Origin of the sequence: Mesorhizobium sp. M0904 (assembly GCF_040319475.1) — a bacterium.
GTDB lineage: Bacteria > Pseudomonadota > Alphaproteobacteria > Rhizobiales > Rhizobiaceae > Mesorhizobium.
The window spans coordinates 50,370-67,549 of record NZ_JAMYOC010000028.1 but is presented as its reverse complement, the minus strand read 5'-3'; the positions used below and the strand labels follow the sequence as shown (position 1 = coordinate 67,549).

Here is a 17,180-nt window from a genome sequence, read left to right as displayed (position 1 = left end):
TCGGGCTATCGGGCGCATCCAGGGAGGATGGGTATGTTCTTGGCTAACGGGCTCAAGCTGCGGGACCGCGGGTGCACGCTGGCACTGATGTTGGCGATCATATGTGTATGTGCGCCTGCACTGGCGGCAAACGCGTCGGATCAGGCGTGCCGGTCCATCGCCAAGCTCAAAATTCCAAGCGTGATCTTTACCGAGGCTAGCCTTCAAAAGCCGCAGGAGATCCCCGCAGATCCCTTCACTGCATTCACCGGCGCCTCGCCTCAGGCGGTAAAAGTGGGCGGGCACTGCCTTGTCCGAGGTGTTATCGGGAAACGCCAGGGGGTCGATGGTCAATCATATGGCACCCGGTTTGAGGTGCGTCTTCCGACGACCTGGAACGACATGTTCCTTTTCCAGGGCGGCGGCGCAGTTGATGGCTTCCTGGCGCCGGCCGTCGGGACCATTCCTTGCCGGAACTCGACCGCGGCTCCCGGGCTCTTGCGCGGCTACACTGTTGTAAGCATGGATGGCGGGCACCCAAGCCCCGATCCGGCTTTCGGGGTCGATCAAGCCGCACGCATTGATTTTGCGTACGCCTCCATTGGCAAAGTCACTTCGGTCTCGAAGCAGGTGATTGCCAAGTTCTATGGGGCGGCTCCGAAAAAGTCGGTGTTCATGGGATGCTCGAATGGCGGTCGTGAGGCGTTGATAGCGGCTCAGCGATATCCGCTCGAGTTCGACGGCATTGTTGCAGGTAGCCCGGGTTTTCGTCTCAGTGCCGCCAACATTGCCGAAGCCTGGGATACTCGCCAGTACATGAGCATCGCTCCCAAGGATGAGGCCGGCCATCCTATTCTATCCCGCGCCTTCTCCCAGCAGGATCTGAACATCGTCGCCAAGGCGGTTCTCGCTGCCTGTGATGCCCGCGATGGCATTGAGGATGGCGTCATCAACGCCTGGCAGCAGTGCCGGTTCGACCCAAAGGTCCTGTCCTGCCAAGGCGATAAGACGGACAGCTGCCTCACGGCTGGTCAAGTGCAGGCCATGAGCCGCGCGTTCGCGGGTCCGGAAAGCTCCGATGGGGAAAAGCTTTACAGCGATTGGCCATATGATACGGGCGTTGCGGGCGCGGACTGGAGAATGTGGAAGCTGGGCAATTCCCCCACTTCCCAGTCGGATGCAAATAACATCGTTCTGGGAGCCCGCTCGCTTCAATACTACTTCATGACGCCCCCGGCGCCGAATTTTGACCCCCTGAAGTTCGACTTCGACAAGGATCCGGCACGCGTTGCGGATACGGCCAAGCTCAATGATGCGACCGGCACGTATCTCGCCAGCTTCGCTGCCCACGGTGGAAAGCTGCTCTTGTTTCAGGGACTTTCCGATCCGGTCTTCTCAGCCAACGATCTGGTGCGCTGGTACAAGCAAGTCGTCGAGGTCACAAGCGGCGGCGATTTGGAAGCGACTCGCCGTTTCGTGCGCATGTTCATAATCCCGGGGATGACCCACTGCGGCGATGGCCAAGCCTTCGACGACTTTGATCCTTTGGCCGCCATCGAGGGCTGGATAAACCAAGACAAGGCTCCGGATTCTCTCGCGGCTGGCAGCAAGGCATTCCCCGGCAAGCACCAGCCGATCTGCGCTTATCCCACTCAAGCTGCCTATGGCGGTAAGGGAAATCCCGATGAGATCGCGAGCTATTCGTGTCGGGGATAAGAGACCTCGTCATTAGTTCGCTTCAATCTGCGCGCATTCCCGGAACAGGTCTCCCGGACCAAGGATCGGTTGGAAAAGCTAAACCCGGAATTTGTGGGCCGTGCCATAACGCAGTTGATGATCATGCCTGACTACGAAGCGTCGGCCGCCGATAGTTTGGACACAGCGCTCGCTGTGCTCGATGAGGTAATTGTTATCGCCTGAGATCTGACCGCCTCATCCCAGCGGACAAAACGGGGGCATCAGAGCCCGGACGCCTTGGTGAGATTTACGCGGAAACGATCGCGCCGGCGCTGATAATTTCGCGTCATCTCCGCGGAGGCATGGCCGAGCTGTTTTTGCACATAGCATTCGTCGACCTCGGCCGACGAGGCGAGGCCGGCGCGCAGTGAGTGGCCGGCGAATTTCTTGGCCCGTTCGCCCTCCGACAGATCGCCGCGCACGCCGGCGGCCAGGGCCGCGCGCTTGACCAGGCGTGCGACCTCCTGGTCGTTCAGGCGATCGGCACCGACGGCTCTGCCTTGACCAGCAACGCGCCGGAACAGCGGTCCGTGCGCAATGCGCGCCAGTCTTAGCTAGGTCTGCAGAGCGACCACAGGGCAGGTGGCGTCGGAGGAGCCGCGGCCGATTTCGACCTCGCGCCAGCCGGTTTTGCCGCGCAATGTGACAAGCAGACCCTTCTCGGGAAAAATCTCGGCCCAGCCGCGTCCGTCGTCGGTCTGATCCCTGCCGGCGTCGAGGCCGACGATTTCGGATCGGCGAAGGCCGCCGGCGAAGCCCAAAAGCAGCATGGCGCGGTCGCGCAGACCACGCAGCGTGCCGCGGTCGAGGGTCTCGAACATGCGATCAGATCCTCGGGCAGGATCGCTTCCTTCTGCCGGGGAGGGGAGGCGTGGGTGTTGCGAACGCCAGCCATCACCGTGGCGATATGCCGGTCCTTGCGGTCCAGCGGCTGGCCGCGCTGGGCAAAATTCCAGGAGAGCGACGAAAGCCGGCGCTCGATGGTTGAAACGGTGTTGGGCTCTTTGTCGCCAGTGGCCGTACCTGACGCGCAGGCGGCGATATAGAGCCCGACGACCTCAGGATCGGGCGGGAACATCTCGATGCCTTGGCGCCGGCACCAGCTCGAAAAATGCTTCCAGTCGGCTGCGTAGGCGCGGCGCGTGTTGGCCGAACTCGCCGCCTCGATATAATCGCGCGCGCGGCCGGCGAGCGCCTCAAGATGCGCAGGCAGGCTGGGATTGCCAATGGCTGGAAGGGGAGGGGACGAGGCTAGGTCGGCATCGCCCATCTGCATGACGATATCGATGATGTCGGGCAAAGCCGCGGCGCTTTGTGTATGAAGCTTGTCCGAAATTCGTAGCATATTTCGGACATCTTGACCGTCACTTCGTCCGAAATCGGACCACAGATTTCGGACAAAGCCCCGGCATCAACCCGCCAATATCTCGATCTGCCGTCGCCGCTGCAAACGTCGCCTGTGAGAGGCGAGCCGCCTCTAAACTGGTCGTATATCCCGATTAATAATAAGAATGTAGTCAACTTCCATATTTTAGAGGGCACGCATGCTGCCACTCAACCGGCCTGATCACCACACAAAGTGAGGAAGAACCTGGTTAGGTGCAAAGCGACAATTGCCTCGACAGCGGGTCCCGGAAGGTTTATGCTGCCCAATCTTACCGCAATCCGAAATGGCGATTGAGTACCTTCACGAGTGAAGGGATTCCCGCGGTCTTAGAGATGAGTTGTCGAATGGCGCGAAGTCGCACAGAATCGCGAAGTCGCACAGAATCGTGTGTTTGATACCGATCAGGATCGCGAGCTATTTCAGGTGCAGAGAGGTCTTGCGCCCGATGCACGAGTTGCTCCCGGTCCAACGGAAGTGAATGGGGTGGAACTGCTTTGTCGACCAAATTGTTGACGGAACGTCCGGCGCCCATTGTTGCTACATGTCTGGATTCTTGGGGCGTTTTGGATGATGCAATCCACCATCTCACTCCAAAGGGCAGTGGAATCTGGAACAATGTCGCTTTTGTACGCAGGACATCCTTCGCGCCCGATTGGCATATTGTCTTTAACTCTGCTTCTATTTTTGGGCTCCCTGTTGATATCGAGGCGAGTCCAAACAGGACAATTTTTGCAATCGGCGAACCGCCGACGAAAGCTCATCGCGCATTTCATGAAGGGCAGGGGAAAAATACCATCGTCCTGACGTCTGACGCAGAGCTGGCTGCTCGGCAGAATGCAGAGCGCCGATTCGTTTTGTCTCCACCTATCACTCGGTCTTGGTCTGTAACAAAGACATATGACCAACTTCTGGTCAGCGAAGTCGTGGACAAGCCGCTTCGGCTCTCATGGATTACCAGTAACATCGCCCTGCTTAAAGGGCATCGATATCGGCTGGCGTTTCTGGAACGGCTGAGAGAGGAGCTCGATTTTGACCTGTTCGGCCGAGGTTTTCGGCTGATTGGAGATAAATGGGACGCACTCGCACCGTACCGTTACAGTATAGCTTTCGAGAATACTCGTGCTGATTACTATTTTACAGAGAAGCTTATGGACTGCTTCGTTGCTGAAACAATGCCGATCTATTACGGCAGCCCGGCAATCACGAGGTTCTTCCCTTCCGACTCAATGGTTCTGATTGACCCAGAGGACAAGAACGTAATCCAAAAAATTCAAGAAATCATCGACTCGGACCTCTGGAAGGAGCGTCGCGGCGCAATACAAGAGGCGAAGCGGTTGGTTCTTGAGAAATACAATACGTTTGCTTATCTCGCGGGCTTCATCGAAAGCGTTCACGATAAACCCTTACCGCCGGAAGTTATACACATCGGTTCGCCTGCGGTCGATTTTGGGACAGACGAATGAAGTACTCCAACGCTCGCTTCGCGTGCCCGGCGGTTGGTGGTCTGGCGAGATCGGTACGGAGCGCTCGGCGGAGAATGCCTACCTGCGCAGACGGGCCGGCACGGGCGCACGAGGTCATGCGCCCCCGGCTGCCGCTGATCAGACGAACTGGGGAAGGCCAGGAACGGAATTGAGGACCTCGTCCACGAGTTCGTCGCCGGCATGTTCCTTGGCGAAGGCGATCGTCTCGTTGGCGATGGCGGCGATCTTTAGAATGCTGAGACCCTCACTCATCAATTGCTGGCCGAGCCCCATGAGGCCGCCTCCGCCCTCTGGGTCGTTGCCATGATACTTCGCCACTAATTCCGAAGCTCCGGGAATGGCCGCGATCATGCGCGCAACGGGACCGTCGGCCGCGTGGCGTTGCAGGAAACCCAGCATTAACCCAACGGCCTTCTCTGCGAGAGCCGGGCCGATGCCGGCACCAGTGGCGATGCGCGATAAGAATTCTTCCATGGCAGGGTTCGTCTCTCTTTAATGAGGTTTACACGGGGCCGGTCCGGCGCCCAAAGCGCCCTTGGCCGAACCACAATTGAACTCCACAAAAATAGGCCGGCGGAAGTGCTATTGCAACTGCGCGTAAAACCGCCTCTGTCAACGCAAGCTGCGTCGGACGTGCGTATTTCGCAAAAACGGGACAGTCGTTCCGCTAAATCGCGGACAGCAGTTTCACTAATTCGCGGACAGCAGGATGGGGTCGGCGCTCGGTTGCCTGGTTGAAGTCATTTGCGATTGATTTCGCCGTTTTCGGCGCCGGTCAAGGGCGGCGGTGTTTTTTGCTTTCTCATGCTGTCGCCTTCGAGGGTGATGCGATGGGCGTTGTGGATGATCCGGTCGAGAATGGCGTCGGCTATTGTCGGCTCCGCGAATGCTTCATGATGCACCTTTCCTTGATCGCCTGGTCCGTTGCAGTCGGCGTTGAAGTTGATCGATCTGGTCGCTGGAAAGGTTTCCGCTTGGCCGCGGGCGTCACCATTTCTTTCCCACAAGATCCTTCAACGCGGCATTGTCGAGCATGGCGTCGGCCAGAAGCCGCTTCAGCCGCGTGTTCTCGTCCTCCAGAGCCTTCAGTCGCCGAGCCTCGCAGACATCCATCCCGCCGAAGCGGGCCTTCCAGTTGTAAATCGAGGCGTCGCTGACCCCGTGCTTGCGGCACAGATCGGCAACCGATACCCCGGCCTCATGTTCCTTCAAAATTCCGATGATCTGCTCTTCAGAGAAGCGGCTACGTTTCATGTCCTGGTCCTCTCGATGGGCCAGAACGAACTTCAAACCGGATTAGATAAGAGGGGCAAGGTCAAGGTCGATGACTCAACTGTTGTGTGGGGAGAGCTCTTACTTCTCCTTCGCTCCAAATGCGGACGCGGCGCACGAGCTCGGAAGTTGAGATCCCGTAGCGATCGTGAAGCGTCGGCAGCGCGCCAGCGTCGAGGAACTCGTCGGGCAGGGCGATCTGGCGAAAGACTGGGGTCACTCTCTCGCGCATCAGCAGCGCGGCAACGCCTTCGCCAAGGCCACCAATGATGGTGTGGTTCTCCGCCGCCACCACCAGCCGTCCCGAACGGCGCGCGGCAGCGAGTATCGCCTCCGTATCCAGAGGTTTGATCGTCGGAACGTGCAGAACGGCGCAGCCGATCCTGTCGGCTTCAAGCGCCTTCGCGGCCTCCAGCGCGCGCATGGTCATCAGGCCGCTGGCGTAGGTGTAGGGCGCGCCGGGCGTCGGGCTGCGCGGACCGGACGCAATCAGCTTCGCGCCGCGCAGATGACCGATGAGATCGCGGCTGATCTCCTTGCCGAAGAAGGAAGATAGCTCGGCGGGGGTGATCGGCTGGAAGTACGCCACACACATCAGCACCAGCACTTCAGATTGTGTCAGATCCACGGCTCGCTCGTTTCCGCCGACCGCGGCACCGATGGCATCGGCATAGGCCGGCCGCGTCAGATGCGTCACGACCAAAGAATTCCTGCTGGAGTTCGGTCTCGACACGCTGCGCGACCTGCCGGATTTCGAAGCGCTGGAGGATGCCGGACTGCTGAGCAAGGAGAAGCTGCTGGCTGGTGACATCATGTCCGACTTTGCCAGCCTCAAAGAGGCCGTTGAAGTCGAGGCCGACGAATACCTGGACGCTGACGACGGAACGACCGCTGCGTTTGCATGTACATGATCAATAGATCGATCGGCGATAGGCAGTGGGCAGGCCGACAGGTGGCGCATTGTCCGAAATTTGCGGGCATATTTCGGACATCGGTCGAAATTCAGCCCGGCCTCGTTTGGCCCGGCCTTAGAGCCATCCGTTGTCCAGATCGGCTATCGTGAATGGAGCTTCTGTTCGGGCTGAACGAGGACGAGTTCGAGGGGGGAAGAGTGCAATCAAAGAGATCGGCAGTTTCTGCTGTTGAACCTCCGTTCTCATTTGGAGGAAATGTAACAGCGCGAGTTCTCAAAGGAACTTATCCCAGCTATGCTTAAACGGGGCGGCGGGGCAAACGGGATGAGGTTGCCATTTCCTTGGACGGTGGCTGTCGCCTTGGCGACAGTGCTGAGTGTTGCAGGCACCGCCACTGCCCAGGAATCCCGATACTCTGCGCGGCAGGTTCAACAGGCCCTTACCGAACATGGGTACGATCTCGGCACCGCGGATGGAATTTGGGGACGTCGGTCCATCAGTGCGCTCAAGGCATTCCAGAAAGCGAGCAATCTTCCTCAGACGGGTACTTTGGACGAAGCGACGTCAGCGGCGCTTTTTCCGAAACCCAAGGTGGCGCGTGGCCCGTTGACGCCCATAGCCACGGATGCGCGCCCTTCGAGTTTGGAGCAGCCTGGTGTTCCAACGACGGTAACTCCAGAGACAAGTAACGTGGAAGCCGGGAAAGCTGGTGGCGATGTCGGCCAGGCACCGCCTTTGCTGACGCATACGGAGGGGGCTTCAGCCAAATCCGATCGTTTGGCGCCGGAGCCCAACAAGGTCAGAGAGAGGCCAACCAGCCCAACGCCACGTTTGATCTATTTGGGCCTGCTAGGGATCGCAGCCGCGTTCTTCTTCCTGCGGCGACGCCGAAGAAATTCAGCAGCGGAGTCGGTTCCAACGGCATCCGAAAGCAAGCGCAGCGAACCTGAGCGCACTCCCAACCGGTCGGCCAGAACCGATAGGCATCGCCTCCATGGCCCGACCGATCGCATGGTTCCAGCCAACAATGCTGCTGGAAGGCAGCCAGTCGACCAAAAGCTGGTCCTGCCGGCGGATATTGCGGCTTCTCTTGCGGTACACAACGCCGCCGTCCACGATTTCATCCGACAGAGAGGAGCAATCCGATGGCCTAAATCAGGGGCCAATCCTTCAGCCAGGCAGCCGGACGCTCCCGCAAAAACGAGTTGGCAAAGCATAGAGGCCAGCGAGGTCACCCCGGTAACGACAACGGGATCGCTCGCATCGCATGGTGCTCAGATAGCGGAATCCATTCGACAACGCGGTCCTGTTCTCATTCCCCCTACGGCCGCAACGGATCAGACGCAGCCGTCGGGTTCCGAAAGCAAGGGCAGCCAACTTGATAGCGGTCTCTACCAATCGGCCAGACGCAACAGGCACCTCTTGGTTCGGAACGATCTGATCGCTCCAGCCAATATTGCAGTTGCAAGACAACCGGTCGAACAGAAACAAGCCTTACCATCAGATATTGCGACTTCTGTCGCCGCACATAATAGAGCTGTCCACGACTTCATCAGACAACGCGGAGCCATTAGACCGCCCAAACCACTGCCCAATCCTTCAGCCGCTCCCGCAAAGACGGGTTGGCAAAGCATTGAAACCACCAAGGTCACCCCGGTAACGACCACAACCGATGGATCGCTCGCATCGGACAATGCTCAGGTTTCGGATTTCATTCGGCAACGCGGCCCTATGCTTGTTCCCAACACGGCCCGAACGGACCAGCCGCGGTGGTTCGACCGGCTACCCGCAGTGCGAGCGAGCCCCACCGCCCGCCAGTCGGCACATTGGATTCCTGCGAATACAGCAGCAATGGTGGGAAGCCATGACATTCCCGGGGGCATGATCTATGTAGGCGAGCACCTGCCGAGGCAGGGCACTTCAACCGACCCGGAGAACTGCCTGATCGACCCGAGATTGACCGTGGGCGCTCACGGCGATCCGCTCGGTCAGACGATGGGCTACTGGCCGTCCTACTTGAGCATTTCGCCCCCGGCGCGAAAATCCTTTCTGGACTGGCTTGCCGGATCGCGATCCGATCCCGACGCCTATATCGGATACGTGTTCCTCTACTTCTACGGTCTCGAACGCCGCCTCATGTTGGAAGAAAGCCCACCCGACGCCGATGGTGTCGTTGCCGAGGTTTGCCGGCTATTGCAGGTGTATGGAGGGAATGGTTCGTTCAAGCGTTATGCTGGTGCGTTGCTTTCGGCCTACCAGCTAAAATCGGCTCGGTTGCCAGAAAAGTTTGATCTGGAGGTCGAGGAAAATAGCTACGAGATCCCGATAATGCTGAAGGTCGCCCTCGGGATGCGGGTGCGCAGCGGAGAGGCGATCGAGCCGGACCTTTTGTTGGCTTACGTCCTAGCCGACCCCGAAACGAGGGTGCGAACGCCGGCGCGACGGGCACAGACTCTGTTGCGAGAGCTGTTCGCGGAAGCGGTGGAGAAGCAATATCCAAATGGTGTGCGCGTTCCGGCCGCCGGAGTACGAAAACTGAAGGTCAACTACCGTGCCTGCAGCGGGACGTTCGATCTTGCAATCCGCGCCTTTGGCGGTGACCTGCCGGACATCACAAACCGCAGCGAACCGATAGGCGGTGCACGCCGCATCTTCGACGACTGCACGGATCGGCTCGACAACTACAGCCGCATGCTCGGCCGTTCGGAGGGACTGAGGCCTAGCCTTGCGGCTGCGGCTCAGCTGCCCTTGGGTTTGCGCGTGAAGAATTGTGAAACACTCGCTGGTCGCCCATTGAGCCGGCTCCAGGAACTAGCGCGTGATGGAATATTGATACCCATGCGACAACTCGCTGAATTGGCCGGGATGGAGCCCAACAAAATTTCCGCGCGGGCGAAGCAGAAGGAACTCTCAGCAATTCTGGCCGCCTTTGGCTATGGCCATACCGCCGACCCTTCCTTTTCCCTGAAGTCGGCAAAGCCAGACGAACTGGCGATGGTCTTTGCTCTGGAGCGTGAAGCCGAAGCTGACCTCGAGCCCGGCGACCACTACCGTCCCATGCAATTGTCAATCATGCTCGGCATGGTGATCGCTTTCGCCGACGGTCTCCTTCACCCCTTGGAGGAACGCAGGCTCTTCGGCAGGATTAACGAAGCGCCCGGTCTGTCGAGGGACGAACGTGTACGCCTCAAAGCCGAACTCACCGTCTGCGCAGCCGATGCCAGCCGCGTGGTGGATTGGACCAAACGCATAGGAGACGTGCCAGAGGACCGCCGCGAAGACCTTGCCGATGAATTGGTGGCTGTCGCCGCGGCAGACGGAACCCTTCACGCACGAGAAGTGTCGCAGCTGGAGAAACTGTTCAGGCTGATGGATCTCGACGAAAACTCCCTGTATTCGCGACTGCATGGGAGTGTTGCGCCGCAGAACAAGCCGCGTGACGGAAGTGACGATCTTCCCCTGGTTATCCCCGCCGGGATCCAGCCGCCGGGCACTCCGGTGTCGCTGGCGCCTCCTGGAGCGCCTGCGATGCGCGTCGACATCTCGCGTCTGGAAGCGATCCGACGCGAAACACGGAGCACGTCCAGCGTCCTTGCCGATATCTTCGTCGACGAAGCAGAGCCGCCGATCGAGCTTCCGCCCGCGATCGAGGAAATCGAGACGTCCAATGGCGACGCGCGCTTCGACGGACTGGAGCGACGCTATGCGTGGCTTCTGTCGCAACTGATCGAGCAGGACAACTGGACAGCTTCGGATTTCGAGCGTCTGGTGCGTGGTGCCGATCTGATGCCGGGCGCGGCGAAGCAAGCACTGAACGATTGGTCGCTCGACCGCTTCGATGAACTCGTCCTGGACGGCGAGGACCCTGTCACCGTCAACACCAGCCTGTTTCCCGAGACTATTCCCCAGCCTCCGTCGCTTACCGTGTCTGTCGAAGGAATGTCAGCATGACGACAAAAACCCCACCGATCAAACCGAGAGATCGAGACACCATCATCAGTGCCTTGCGTGCCGGCGTCGTACCGCGCATCGGGCTCCAGCATATCCAGGTCGGACGCCAGCGCGAGATCGAAGCGCTGATTCAGGACATAGAGCGTATCAGCAATGGCGGCTCGAGCATCCGTCTCGTCATTGGCGCCTATGGTGCCGGCAAGACCTTCTTCCTGTTCCTCATCAGGCAGATCGCACTTCAGCGCAAGCTCGCCGTCTGCCAGGCCGACCTCTCTCCGGACCGACGCATCCATGCCACCGGTGGACAGGCGCGAACGCTTTATGCCGAGCTTGCCACCAGCCTGGCGACCCGCACTGCTCCAGACGGAGGGGCGCTCAGAAACATTCTGGAAAGCTACATCCAGAAAGCGTCGGAGCGGGCTTCCTCCAGCGGGACGACCATCGAAACCGCGATCAAGGACGGTCTTGGCGACCTTCGCGAGATGGTCGGCGGATATGATTTCGCAACCGTGATCGTTGCCTATGCGCGCGGTTACGAGGAAGGAAATGGCAATTTGCAGGACGCGGCGCTGCGTTGGTTGCGCGGCGAATACACGACCAAAACAGAGGCGCGGGCCGACCTGGGCGTGCGTACCATCATCGACGACGCGTCCTTCTATGATGGCCTGAGACTGCTCGCCCGTTTCACAAGGCTCGCTGGCTTCGGCGGCCTGTTGATCTGTCTCGACGAACTCGTCAATCTCTACAAGCTGCAGAGCGCCCAGGCCCGCAAACAGAATTACGAGCAGATTCTGCGCATCTTCAACGATGTTCTGCAGGGCACGACGCAGGGTATCGGCTTCATATTGGGCGGGACGCCGGAATTCCTGCTCGACACGCGGCGCGGCCTGTACTCTTACGAGGCCTTGCAGTCCCGCCTTGCCGGGAACAGCTTTGCCGGCAATGGCCTTGCCGACTATTCCGGTCCGGTGGTCAATCTGCCGAACCTGACGCCGGAAGAACTCTACCATCTCCTGGAGCGGCTACGCGACGTCTTTGCGGCGGGCGATCAGGAAAAATGGCTCGTACCGGATGAGGCGCTCCACGCATTCATGGACCATTGCGCCAACCGGATCGGCGAGGCCTATTTTCGTACCCCGCGCAACACGGTGAAGGCCTTCGTCGATCTGCTCGCGATCCTGCAGCAAAACCCCGGCACGGATTGGAAAGAGATGCTCGGCGCAATGGATGTCGCGGAAGATCGAGGCAGTGCTGGCGACCAGGCGATCGACGACGTCGAAGGCGGATCGGACGACGAGCTTGCAACCCTCCGCATTTGACACGCTTTCCGAGCCGGTCAGGCGCTGGATATGGCAGCGGAAATGGTCGTCCCTGCGTGATGTCCAGGAAAAAGCCATTCCGGCCATCCTCGCGGGCGGCGATGTCGTGATCTCCGCACGCACTGCCGCCGGCAAGACTGAAGCCGCCTTCCTGCCGTTGTTGACCCGGTATGCCGAGCACGCAGGCAGCGCCGATGGGTTCGCCATCCTCTATGTCAGCCCACTGAAGGCATTGATCAACGATCAGCACCGGCGGCTGGAGAGCCTGTGCGAGGGCAGTGGCGTCCTCCTGCACAAATGGCATGGCGACGTATCGGCGGACGCCAAAACCCGGGCACGGAAACGCCCGTCAGGTATCGTGCTGATCACGCCGGAATCGCTGGAGGCGTTGCTCGTTCGCAGGGGCGGTGAGGTTACGCAGCTGTTTTCGCGCCTCGATGCGGTGGTCATCGATGAGTTGCATGCCTTCATCGGCACCGAGCGTGGCATGCAGCTGCAGTCGATCCTGAACAGGATCGAAGTGGCGACCGCGCGAGACCGCATCGATCGAATTGGGCTGTCGGCAACACTTGGCGACATGAGCCTGGCTGCCGAGGCGCTGCGGCCCGGCAAAGGGACCAGCGTCACGATCGTGGAAGGCGAGGACGAGGGAAACGGGGTCCGTTTGCAGATCCGGGGTTATCTGCTGGACGGCACCGCCCCGGGCGATCTCACGGTCACATCAGACGATGGCGATCCGCCCAGAAAGTCGGCCGAACCTTTCGAACAACCGACGGTCCCAGCGGCGCTTGCGGCCGACTTGTTTCGTCTGCTGCGCGGCCAGAGCAATCTGCTGTTTGCCGGATCTCGCGCCAATGTCGAGGTTTATGCCGACATGCTGCGTTCGATGTGCGACGAAGCGAGCTTTCCAAATGAGTTCTTCCCGCATCATGGCAATCTCGCAAGGGCAATGCGCGAGGAGGTCGAAGCGCGACTTCGAGACGATCCGCGCCCGACCACGGCGGTCGCGACCACCACCCTGGAACTCGGAATCGATATTGGCGAGGTGGAGACAATCGCCCAGATCGGGCCCGGTTTTTCGGTCGCATCACTTCGCCAGCGCCTTGGCCGATCCGGCCGCAGGGCCGGAAAGCCCGCAACGCTGCGCATGTTCGTCATCGAGCCCCCCATTGGTAAGGGGCGACACCCAATTGATCGCTTACGCCTGGATCTGGTTCAGTCGATTGCAATGGTTGAGTGCCTGCGGGGGGGATGGTGTGAGCCGCCATTGCCAGCTGGCCTGCATCTTTCAACGCTCCTCCATCAAGTGATGGCACTGATAGCACAGACGGGGGGCGTAAGCCCGACGGTCGCCTGGAAACTGTTATGCGAGCGCGGCCCCTTCCGAGCCGTGGACAGGAGGCTGTTTGCCGAATTGCTCCGGTGCATGGCCACACCTGAAAACCAGTTGCTTGAGCAGTCTCCGGAAGGCTTGCTCATGATCGGATCGACCGGGGAAAAAATCACGGAATCGTACGAATTCTATGCTGTTTTCGCCACGGAACGAGAGTACCGCATCATTCACGATGCACGCACACTCGGCACCTACCCGCTGAATTCCCCGGTTGCACGTGGCGAAACCATCATTTTTGCGGGGCGCCGCTGGCAAGTCAGCGAAATCGACGATCGCGCTCGGGTCATCATGGTCAAGCCGACACGGGCGGGAAAGCCACCGCATTTCAATGGCAAGGGGGCGGCGATCCACGATCATGTGGTGGCAACGATGCGCACGGTTCTCGCATCCGACGAGGCCTATCCATATCTCGATCCCGCCGCAAAGCGGCTGCTGGATGAGGCGCGCAGTTCGTTCCTGGACCTGCAGCTGAATCGTCGTTCAATCATTACGCATGGAGAGGGGGTCCTGATTTTCCCTTGGGTCGGAACCAGGAAACTGCAGACGCTGACCCTGGCACTGCTGTCGCGCGAGGTTAGAGCATCGCATTTCGGGCATGCCATTGAGCTTCAGGAATGCGAAGCGGAGAAGGCCATGCAAACGCTGCAGGACATAGCCGGTTCGCCGGCGCCACACGGAAAAGACCTGGCTGTACGACTAGCGCAACCCGCATTGGCGAAGTTCGACAACTTCCTCACAAACGACCTAATGACACTGGTCACAATGGTGGAAAGAATCAGCGCCAAGGACTTGCCCCTGATCGCCTCCAACACACTGGGAAGTCATACGCCGCATGAAGTCGCGTAACCGCCGGGATCGGTAGCTCGCACTCGGATCTGGCAGCCTTTCGTATATGTCGAAGGCTGCTATAACGGACACGTCGACTGCCTTGTACCAGTAAGCGAAGTCGGCGAGCTTGTTGTTGTTGACGACTGCCAGCAGATCAAAATCGCTGCGATAGCCCTTCATCGTCAGTGGCTCGCATGCGATTGTGAAAATGCGCCAGCGCGGTTCAACAACCTAAACGAGGCCTATGTCAAAGCTCGGTATTCCGAGCACTCCGAGATAACCGAGGAAGCGCTTGTCTAGTTGGGCGAGCGGACGGAGGAGCTTCAGAAGTCTGCGGAACAAATCTGTGTGGAGCATCTGGAGCGGATGAAGAATGCTGCAGGTGAGTTGTAGCAACCTAGCCGGATGCGTCCGACGACAATGAGGAACTCATAGTCCAATATACAGCTCTGGCGCAGTGCAGAATTCTTGATGTTCGGATAGCGCGCGCAACAGTGCAACCCGCCAATCGTTCCGCCCAAACGATCCGGATAGACTATTTGCGCAGCGACCAAGGTACTGTGCGAAAAGTTCAGGGCTGATCTCGTTGAACATGCGCATAGCGGTACGCTGCTCTGAGAGGAATTTATTAATTTGGCTGCGGAACCGCTCATTCAACTTTAGTCGACCGAGTTGAAATTCGAGTTTAGCTGCGAGATCCGCCTCTAAATCAGGGCTGTCGATCCAAAACCGTACTTCTAGAGCACCACCTTCGAACGTTATCTGCGCCTTCAGAAACTCAATATCGGGCAAATCTTGAAAATACGCGTGTATTAATCCAGGGCCGTGCGCTGGGCCCAGGCCAGGAACTATCGTTCTCTTTGCATTGTTACATGGACTGCAGCTTGGAATCAGATTGCGAGGATATATCGCGAGCTCACCATATACGCTGCGGGGTAAGTAATGATCTAGGTCGCGCGGTTCCCCAAAGCCGCAATAGGGGCACTGATCGGTCGACGCTAAGAGTTGCTCACGGAGCGCTGCCAGGCGCCCACCAATTTGGACCTGATCGTATGCCGAGCGCATGTGGGGACGAGCGGTATCGAGCACGTTTGGAGTAAGGTCCAAATGTGGTTGACCGAGACACGCGTCGTATAGTTGGTAGACCTCATGCAATGCTGCACGCTCGGCAGGTGACATCGCGTAGACTGCGGCACCGTTCGTCAGTGTTAGGGCGGCATTTAGCGCTTCATCAACGTCGCCGAGTTGTTGGGGAGTGATGACCCACATTTCAGGTCCTTTTGCTCGCAAGCTTCGTCATCACAAAGGCCCTAGCCTGCAGGCTCAACCCACGCTCGAACAGGCCTTCAATGCTTTCGAGGGAAAGCCCGGTGTCTACAAGCTGAGACAGCACGCTATGGAAATCCGTCGCGTCGACGTTGAGGCCAAAGATTTCGTTGGTGACCTCGCCGATACTCTCGCCATAAGTCTCTATGCGAGGTGAGAATATCCTTATTTCCGCTCCCGACCGCCGAACGATCGCAATATGGCGAGCGAGCGTTTCTTGTACCACCACAGGTGAGTGTGTTGCGACAACAGCGAACGCATCGTTCTGCCGTAGAATGATGCGTACCGCATGCATGAGGGCTGCTAGTAGCGGTGGATGGAGATGGCTCTCGGGTTCATCAATTAGGACGATTGACTTAGGCTCGGTATAGGCGACGAGCGACGCGACGGCATGCATAACTATCTTATGGCCGGTGCTCCAGACACGAAACCAAGGAACAGCGTACTCGAAAATTGAGGCAGCAGGATCGGAGCCGAGATCGAAGAACGATGAGTCTGAACCCAGAACGCGACAGACTTCGTTGAAGAGGTTTTGCCGGCCGCTCTCCTTGATGCGAAGAACAATGGCTCCGAACTCCTTAGACAGCTGCTCACTCGTCTTGAGAATAATACGTTCTTGCCGATCAAGGTCCTGCGGTTGGATGGGCGTGCCATCGATGTCACCTATGCCTTCCGCTTGACGAACTTCCGATGCAATGTCGCGAAGGCCACAATAGTGATAGCGGCCAACGCCACGCTCTAGGTCGTCGACAATCTGTTTCCGCTCACGATAATCGACCCCGGGGAGCTGAAACGCATCGAACGCACTATAGGCGACGTTGACTATTCGCGTGAAGCCGATCCCGAGAGGTGAGATCGCACCGAGTGCTTTCAGCGGCTCGCTCGCGCGTTCGCGCTGGGAGGCGTGGAGCACGCGCGCAAGCCGCGAAAGCAGTGTGCTCTTGCCCGAACCATTACGACCTATCAGTACCGCAACTCTCTCGGGCAGCACGCTCGTGTCCCAAAACAAATGACCACCGGGCGCTTTGAAATCGATCCGAAGCGGATCGACCCAACCCTCAACGTGGAAGGAAACCTCTAGGCCAAGGCGCGCGACGCGATCGTAGTCGCGGTTCAGCAGAACCGCAGCGTCACGGCGGAAGCTGTCCCAGTCAACATATCGCAGGATGGAGGTACTCCATCCTTTTTCCGTAGCGAACGTCTCAGCGTGCTGTGGGAATGCTAGCGCATCGCGGAGAAAGGCCAGAATCTCCTGGCGAAGCGTCTCGGGCAACCCGGCCAGTCTTTCGTAGTAGTCAAGCTCTTGTCCGAGCGAAACGAAGTCGTCACCGAGTGGCGAGAGAGGCCCAGTTGGAAGTTGCAGATCGTCAGATTCGGTCTGACTGCGGCGTAATATCTTCACTGCTCCAATCAGGCCGCTGAACTCCGGCACCGAAACCACAAGGTGGTACTGAGTCATAAAACTGTAGTCGTTCCACCGGTCCTGCAGCAATGCCACTCCTGTGAAGGACGGCGGATCACCACGTGAAGGAGGAAAAACTGTAAAGTCGGTCATGGTCAGGAAAGCTCCGAGGCGAGGGCCATCTTCCT

9 protein-coding genes and 5 pseudogenes are annotated in these 17,180 nt (G+C 58.9%); 6 read left to right on the top strand and 8 right to left on the bottom strand.

Translation table 11 applies throughout. The annotated features are described in order from the left end of the window. Positions 1-33 precede the first annotated feature (33 nt). Complete coding sequence (locus NKH80_RS25645; protein WP_352509878.1) at positions 34-1,695, top strand: tannase/feruloyl esterase family alpha/beta hydrolase; 1,662 nt, start codon at positions 34-36, stop codon at positions 1,693-1,695. Positions 1,696-1,937: 242 nt separating this feature from the next. Here NKH80_RS25645 and NKH80_RS25640 read toward each other — a convergent pair. Beyond that, a pseudogene (locus tag NKH80_RS25640) lies at positions 1,938-2,986 on the bottom strand (site-specific integrase). A gap of 611 nt (positions 2,987-3,597) precedes the next feature. On the opposite strand from NKH80_RS25640, the gene NKH80_RS25635 reads away from it, so the two are divergent. Continuing rightward, complete coding sequence (locus NKH80_RS25635) at positions 3,598-4,566, top strand: glycosyltransferase family 10 domain-containing protein (protein WP_352453731.1); 969 nt, start codon at positions 3,598-3,600, stop codon at positions 4,564-4,566. 138 nt (positions 4,567-4,704) lie between these two features. Here NKH80_RS25635 and NKH80_RS25630 read toward each other — a convergent pair whose 3' ends face one another. The 4 genes and pseudogenes from NKH80_RS25630 to NKH80_RS25615 all read right to left on the bottom strand — a co-directional run bounded on the left by NKH80_RS25630 (position 4,705) and on the right by NKH80_RS25615 (position 6,556). Beyond that, positions 4,705-5,061 (bottom strand): hypothetical protein, encoded by a 357-nt coding sequence (locus NKH80_RS25630; protein WP_352453730.1) that lies wholly within the window; start codon positions 5,059-5,061, stop codon positions 4,705-4,707. A 266-nt stretch (positions 5,062-5,327) separates the two neighbouring features. Continuing rightward, positions 5,328-5,483, bottom strand: a pseudogene (locus tag NKH80_RS25625) (ATP-binding protein); the annotation flags it as partial. A gap of 71 nt (positions 5,484-5,554) precedes the next feature. Then, positions 5,555-5,841, bottom strand: a pseudogene (locus tag NKH80_RS25620) (transposase); the annotation flags it as partial. A gap of 61 nt (positions 5,842-5,902) precedes the next feature. Beyond that, a complete protein-coding gene (locus tag NKH80_RS25615; RefSeq protein ID WP_502900997.1) occupies positions 5,903-6,556 on the bottom strand; it encodes an SMC-Scp complex subunit ScpB in 654 nt (217 codons plus the stop codon). On the opposite strand from NKH80_RS25615, the pseudogene NKH80_RS25610 reads away from it, so the two are divergent. The 4 genes and pseudogenes from NKH80_RS25610 to NKH80_RS25595 all read left to right on the top strand — a co-directional run. After that, positions 6,552-6,770 (top strand): annotated as a pseudogene (locus NKH80_RS25610) (hypothetical protein); the annotation flags it as partial. The gene NKH80_RS25615 and the pseudogene NKH80_RS25610 sit on opposite strands and share 5 nt — an antisense overlap. Before the next feature lie 297 nt (positions 6,771-7,067). After that, the gene (locus tag NKH80_RS25605) at positions 7,068-10,724 is read left to right on the top strand and encodes a TerB N-terminal domain-containing protein (protein ID WP_352994360.1); all 3,657 of its coding nucleotides are present in this window, start codon (positions 7,068-7,070) and stop codon (positions 10,722-10,724) included. Then, positions 10,721-12,043, top strand: coding sequence for an ATP-binding protein (locus NKH80_RS25600; protein ID WP_352706976.1), 1,323 nt, complete (start codon positions 10,721-10,723; stop codon positions 12,041-12,043). The genes NKH80_RS25605 and NKH80_RS25600 overlap by 4 nt, the downstream gene beginning before the upstream one ends. Further along, positions 11,952-14,282, top strand: a complete 2,331-nt coding sequence (locus NKH80_RS25595) for a DEAD/DEAH box helicase (RefSeq protein WP_352994358.1) — start codon at positions 11,952-11,954, stop codon at positions 14,280-14,282. Before NKH80_RS25600 ends, NKH80_RS25595 begins: the two co-directional genes overlap by 92 nt. Positions 14,283-14,354: 72 nt before the next feature. Here NKH80_RS25595 and NKH80_RS25590 read toward each other — a convergent pair. The 3 genes and pseudogenes from NKH80_RS25590 to NKH80_RS25580 all read right to left on the bottom strand — a co-directional run. Then, positions 14,355-14,456, bottom strand: a pseudogene (locus NKH80_RS25590) (nucleotidyltransferase); the annotation flags it as partial. Between the two features lie 237 nt (positions 14,457-14,693). Continuing rightward, entirely contained in the window at positions 14,694-15,533 is an 840-nt protein-coding gene (locus tag NKH80_RS25585) for an HNH endonuclease (protein WP_352901796.1), read from the bottom strand. Between the two features lies 1 nt (position 15,534). Then, entirely contained in the window at positions 15,535-17,145 is a 1,611-nt protein-coding gene (locus NKH80_RS25580; RefSeq protein WP_352994355.1) for an AAA family ATPase, read from the bottom strand. Positions 17,146-17,180 lie beyond the last annotated feature (35 nt).

What these genes read in the sequence shown, in the direction of transcription:
- NKH80_RS25600 (WP_352706976.1), top strand. Translation starts at nt 10,721, where the DNA reads ATGACGACAAAAACCCCACCGATCAAACCGAGAGATCGAGACACCATC.
- NKH80_RS25595 (WP_352994358.1), top strand. Translation starts at nt 11,952, where the DNA reads ATGTCGCGGAAGATCGAGGCAGTGCTGGCGACCAGGCGATCGACGACG.
- NKH80_RS25580 (WP_352994355.1), bottom strand. Translation starts at nt 17,145, where the DNA reads ATGACCGACTTTACAGTTTTTCCTCCTTCACGTGGTGATCCGCCGTCC.
- NKH80_RS25605 (WP_352994360.1), top strand. Translation starts at nt 7,068, where the DNA reads ATGCTTAAACGGGGCGGCGGGGCAAACGGGATGAGGTTGCCATTTCCT.
- NKH80_RS25585 (WP_352901796.1), bottom strand. Translation starts at nt 15,533, where the DNA reads ATGTGGGTCATCACTCCCCAACAACTCGGCGACGTTGATGAAGCGCTA.
- NKH80_RS25645 (WP_352509878.1), top strand. Translation starts at nt 34, where the DNA reads ATGTTCTTGGCTAACGGGCTCAAGCTGCGGGACCGCGGGTGCACGCTG.
- NKH80_RS25630 (WP_352453730.1), bottom strand. Translation starts at nt 5,061, where the DNA reads ATGGAAGAATTCTTATCGCGCATCGCCACTGGTGCCGGCATCGGCCCG.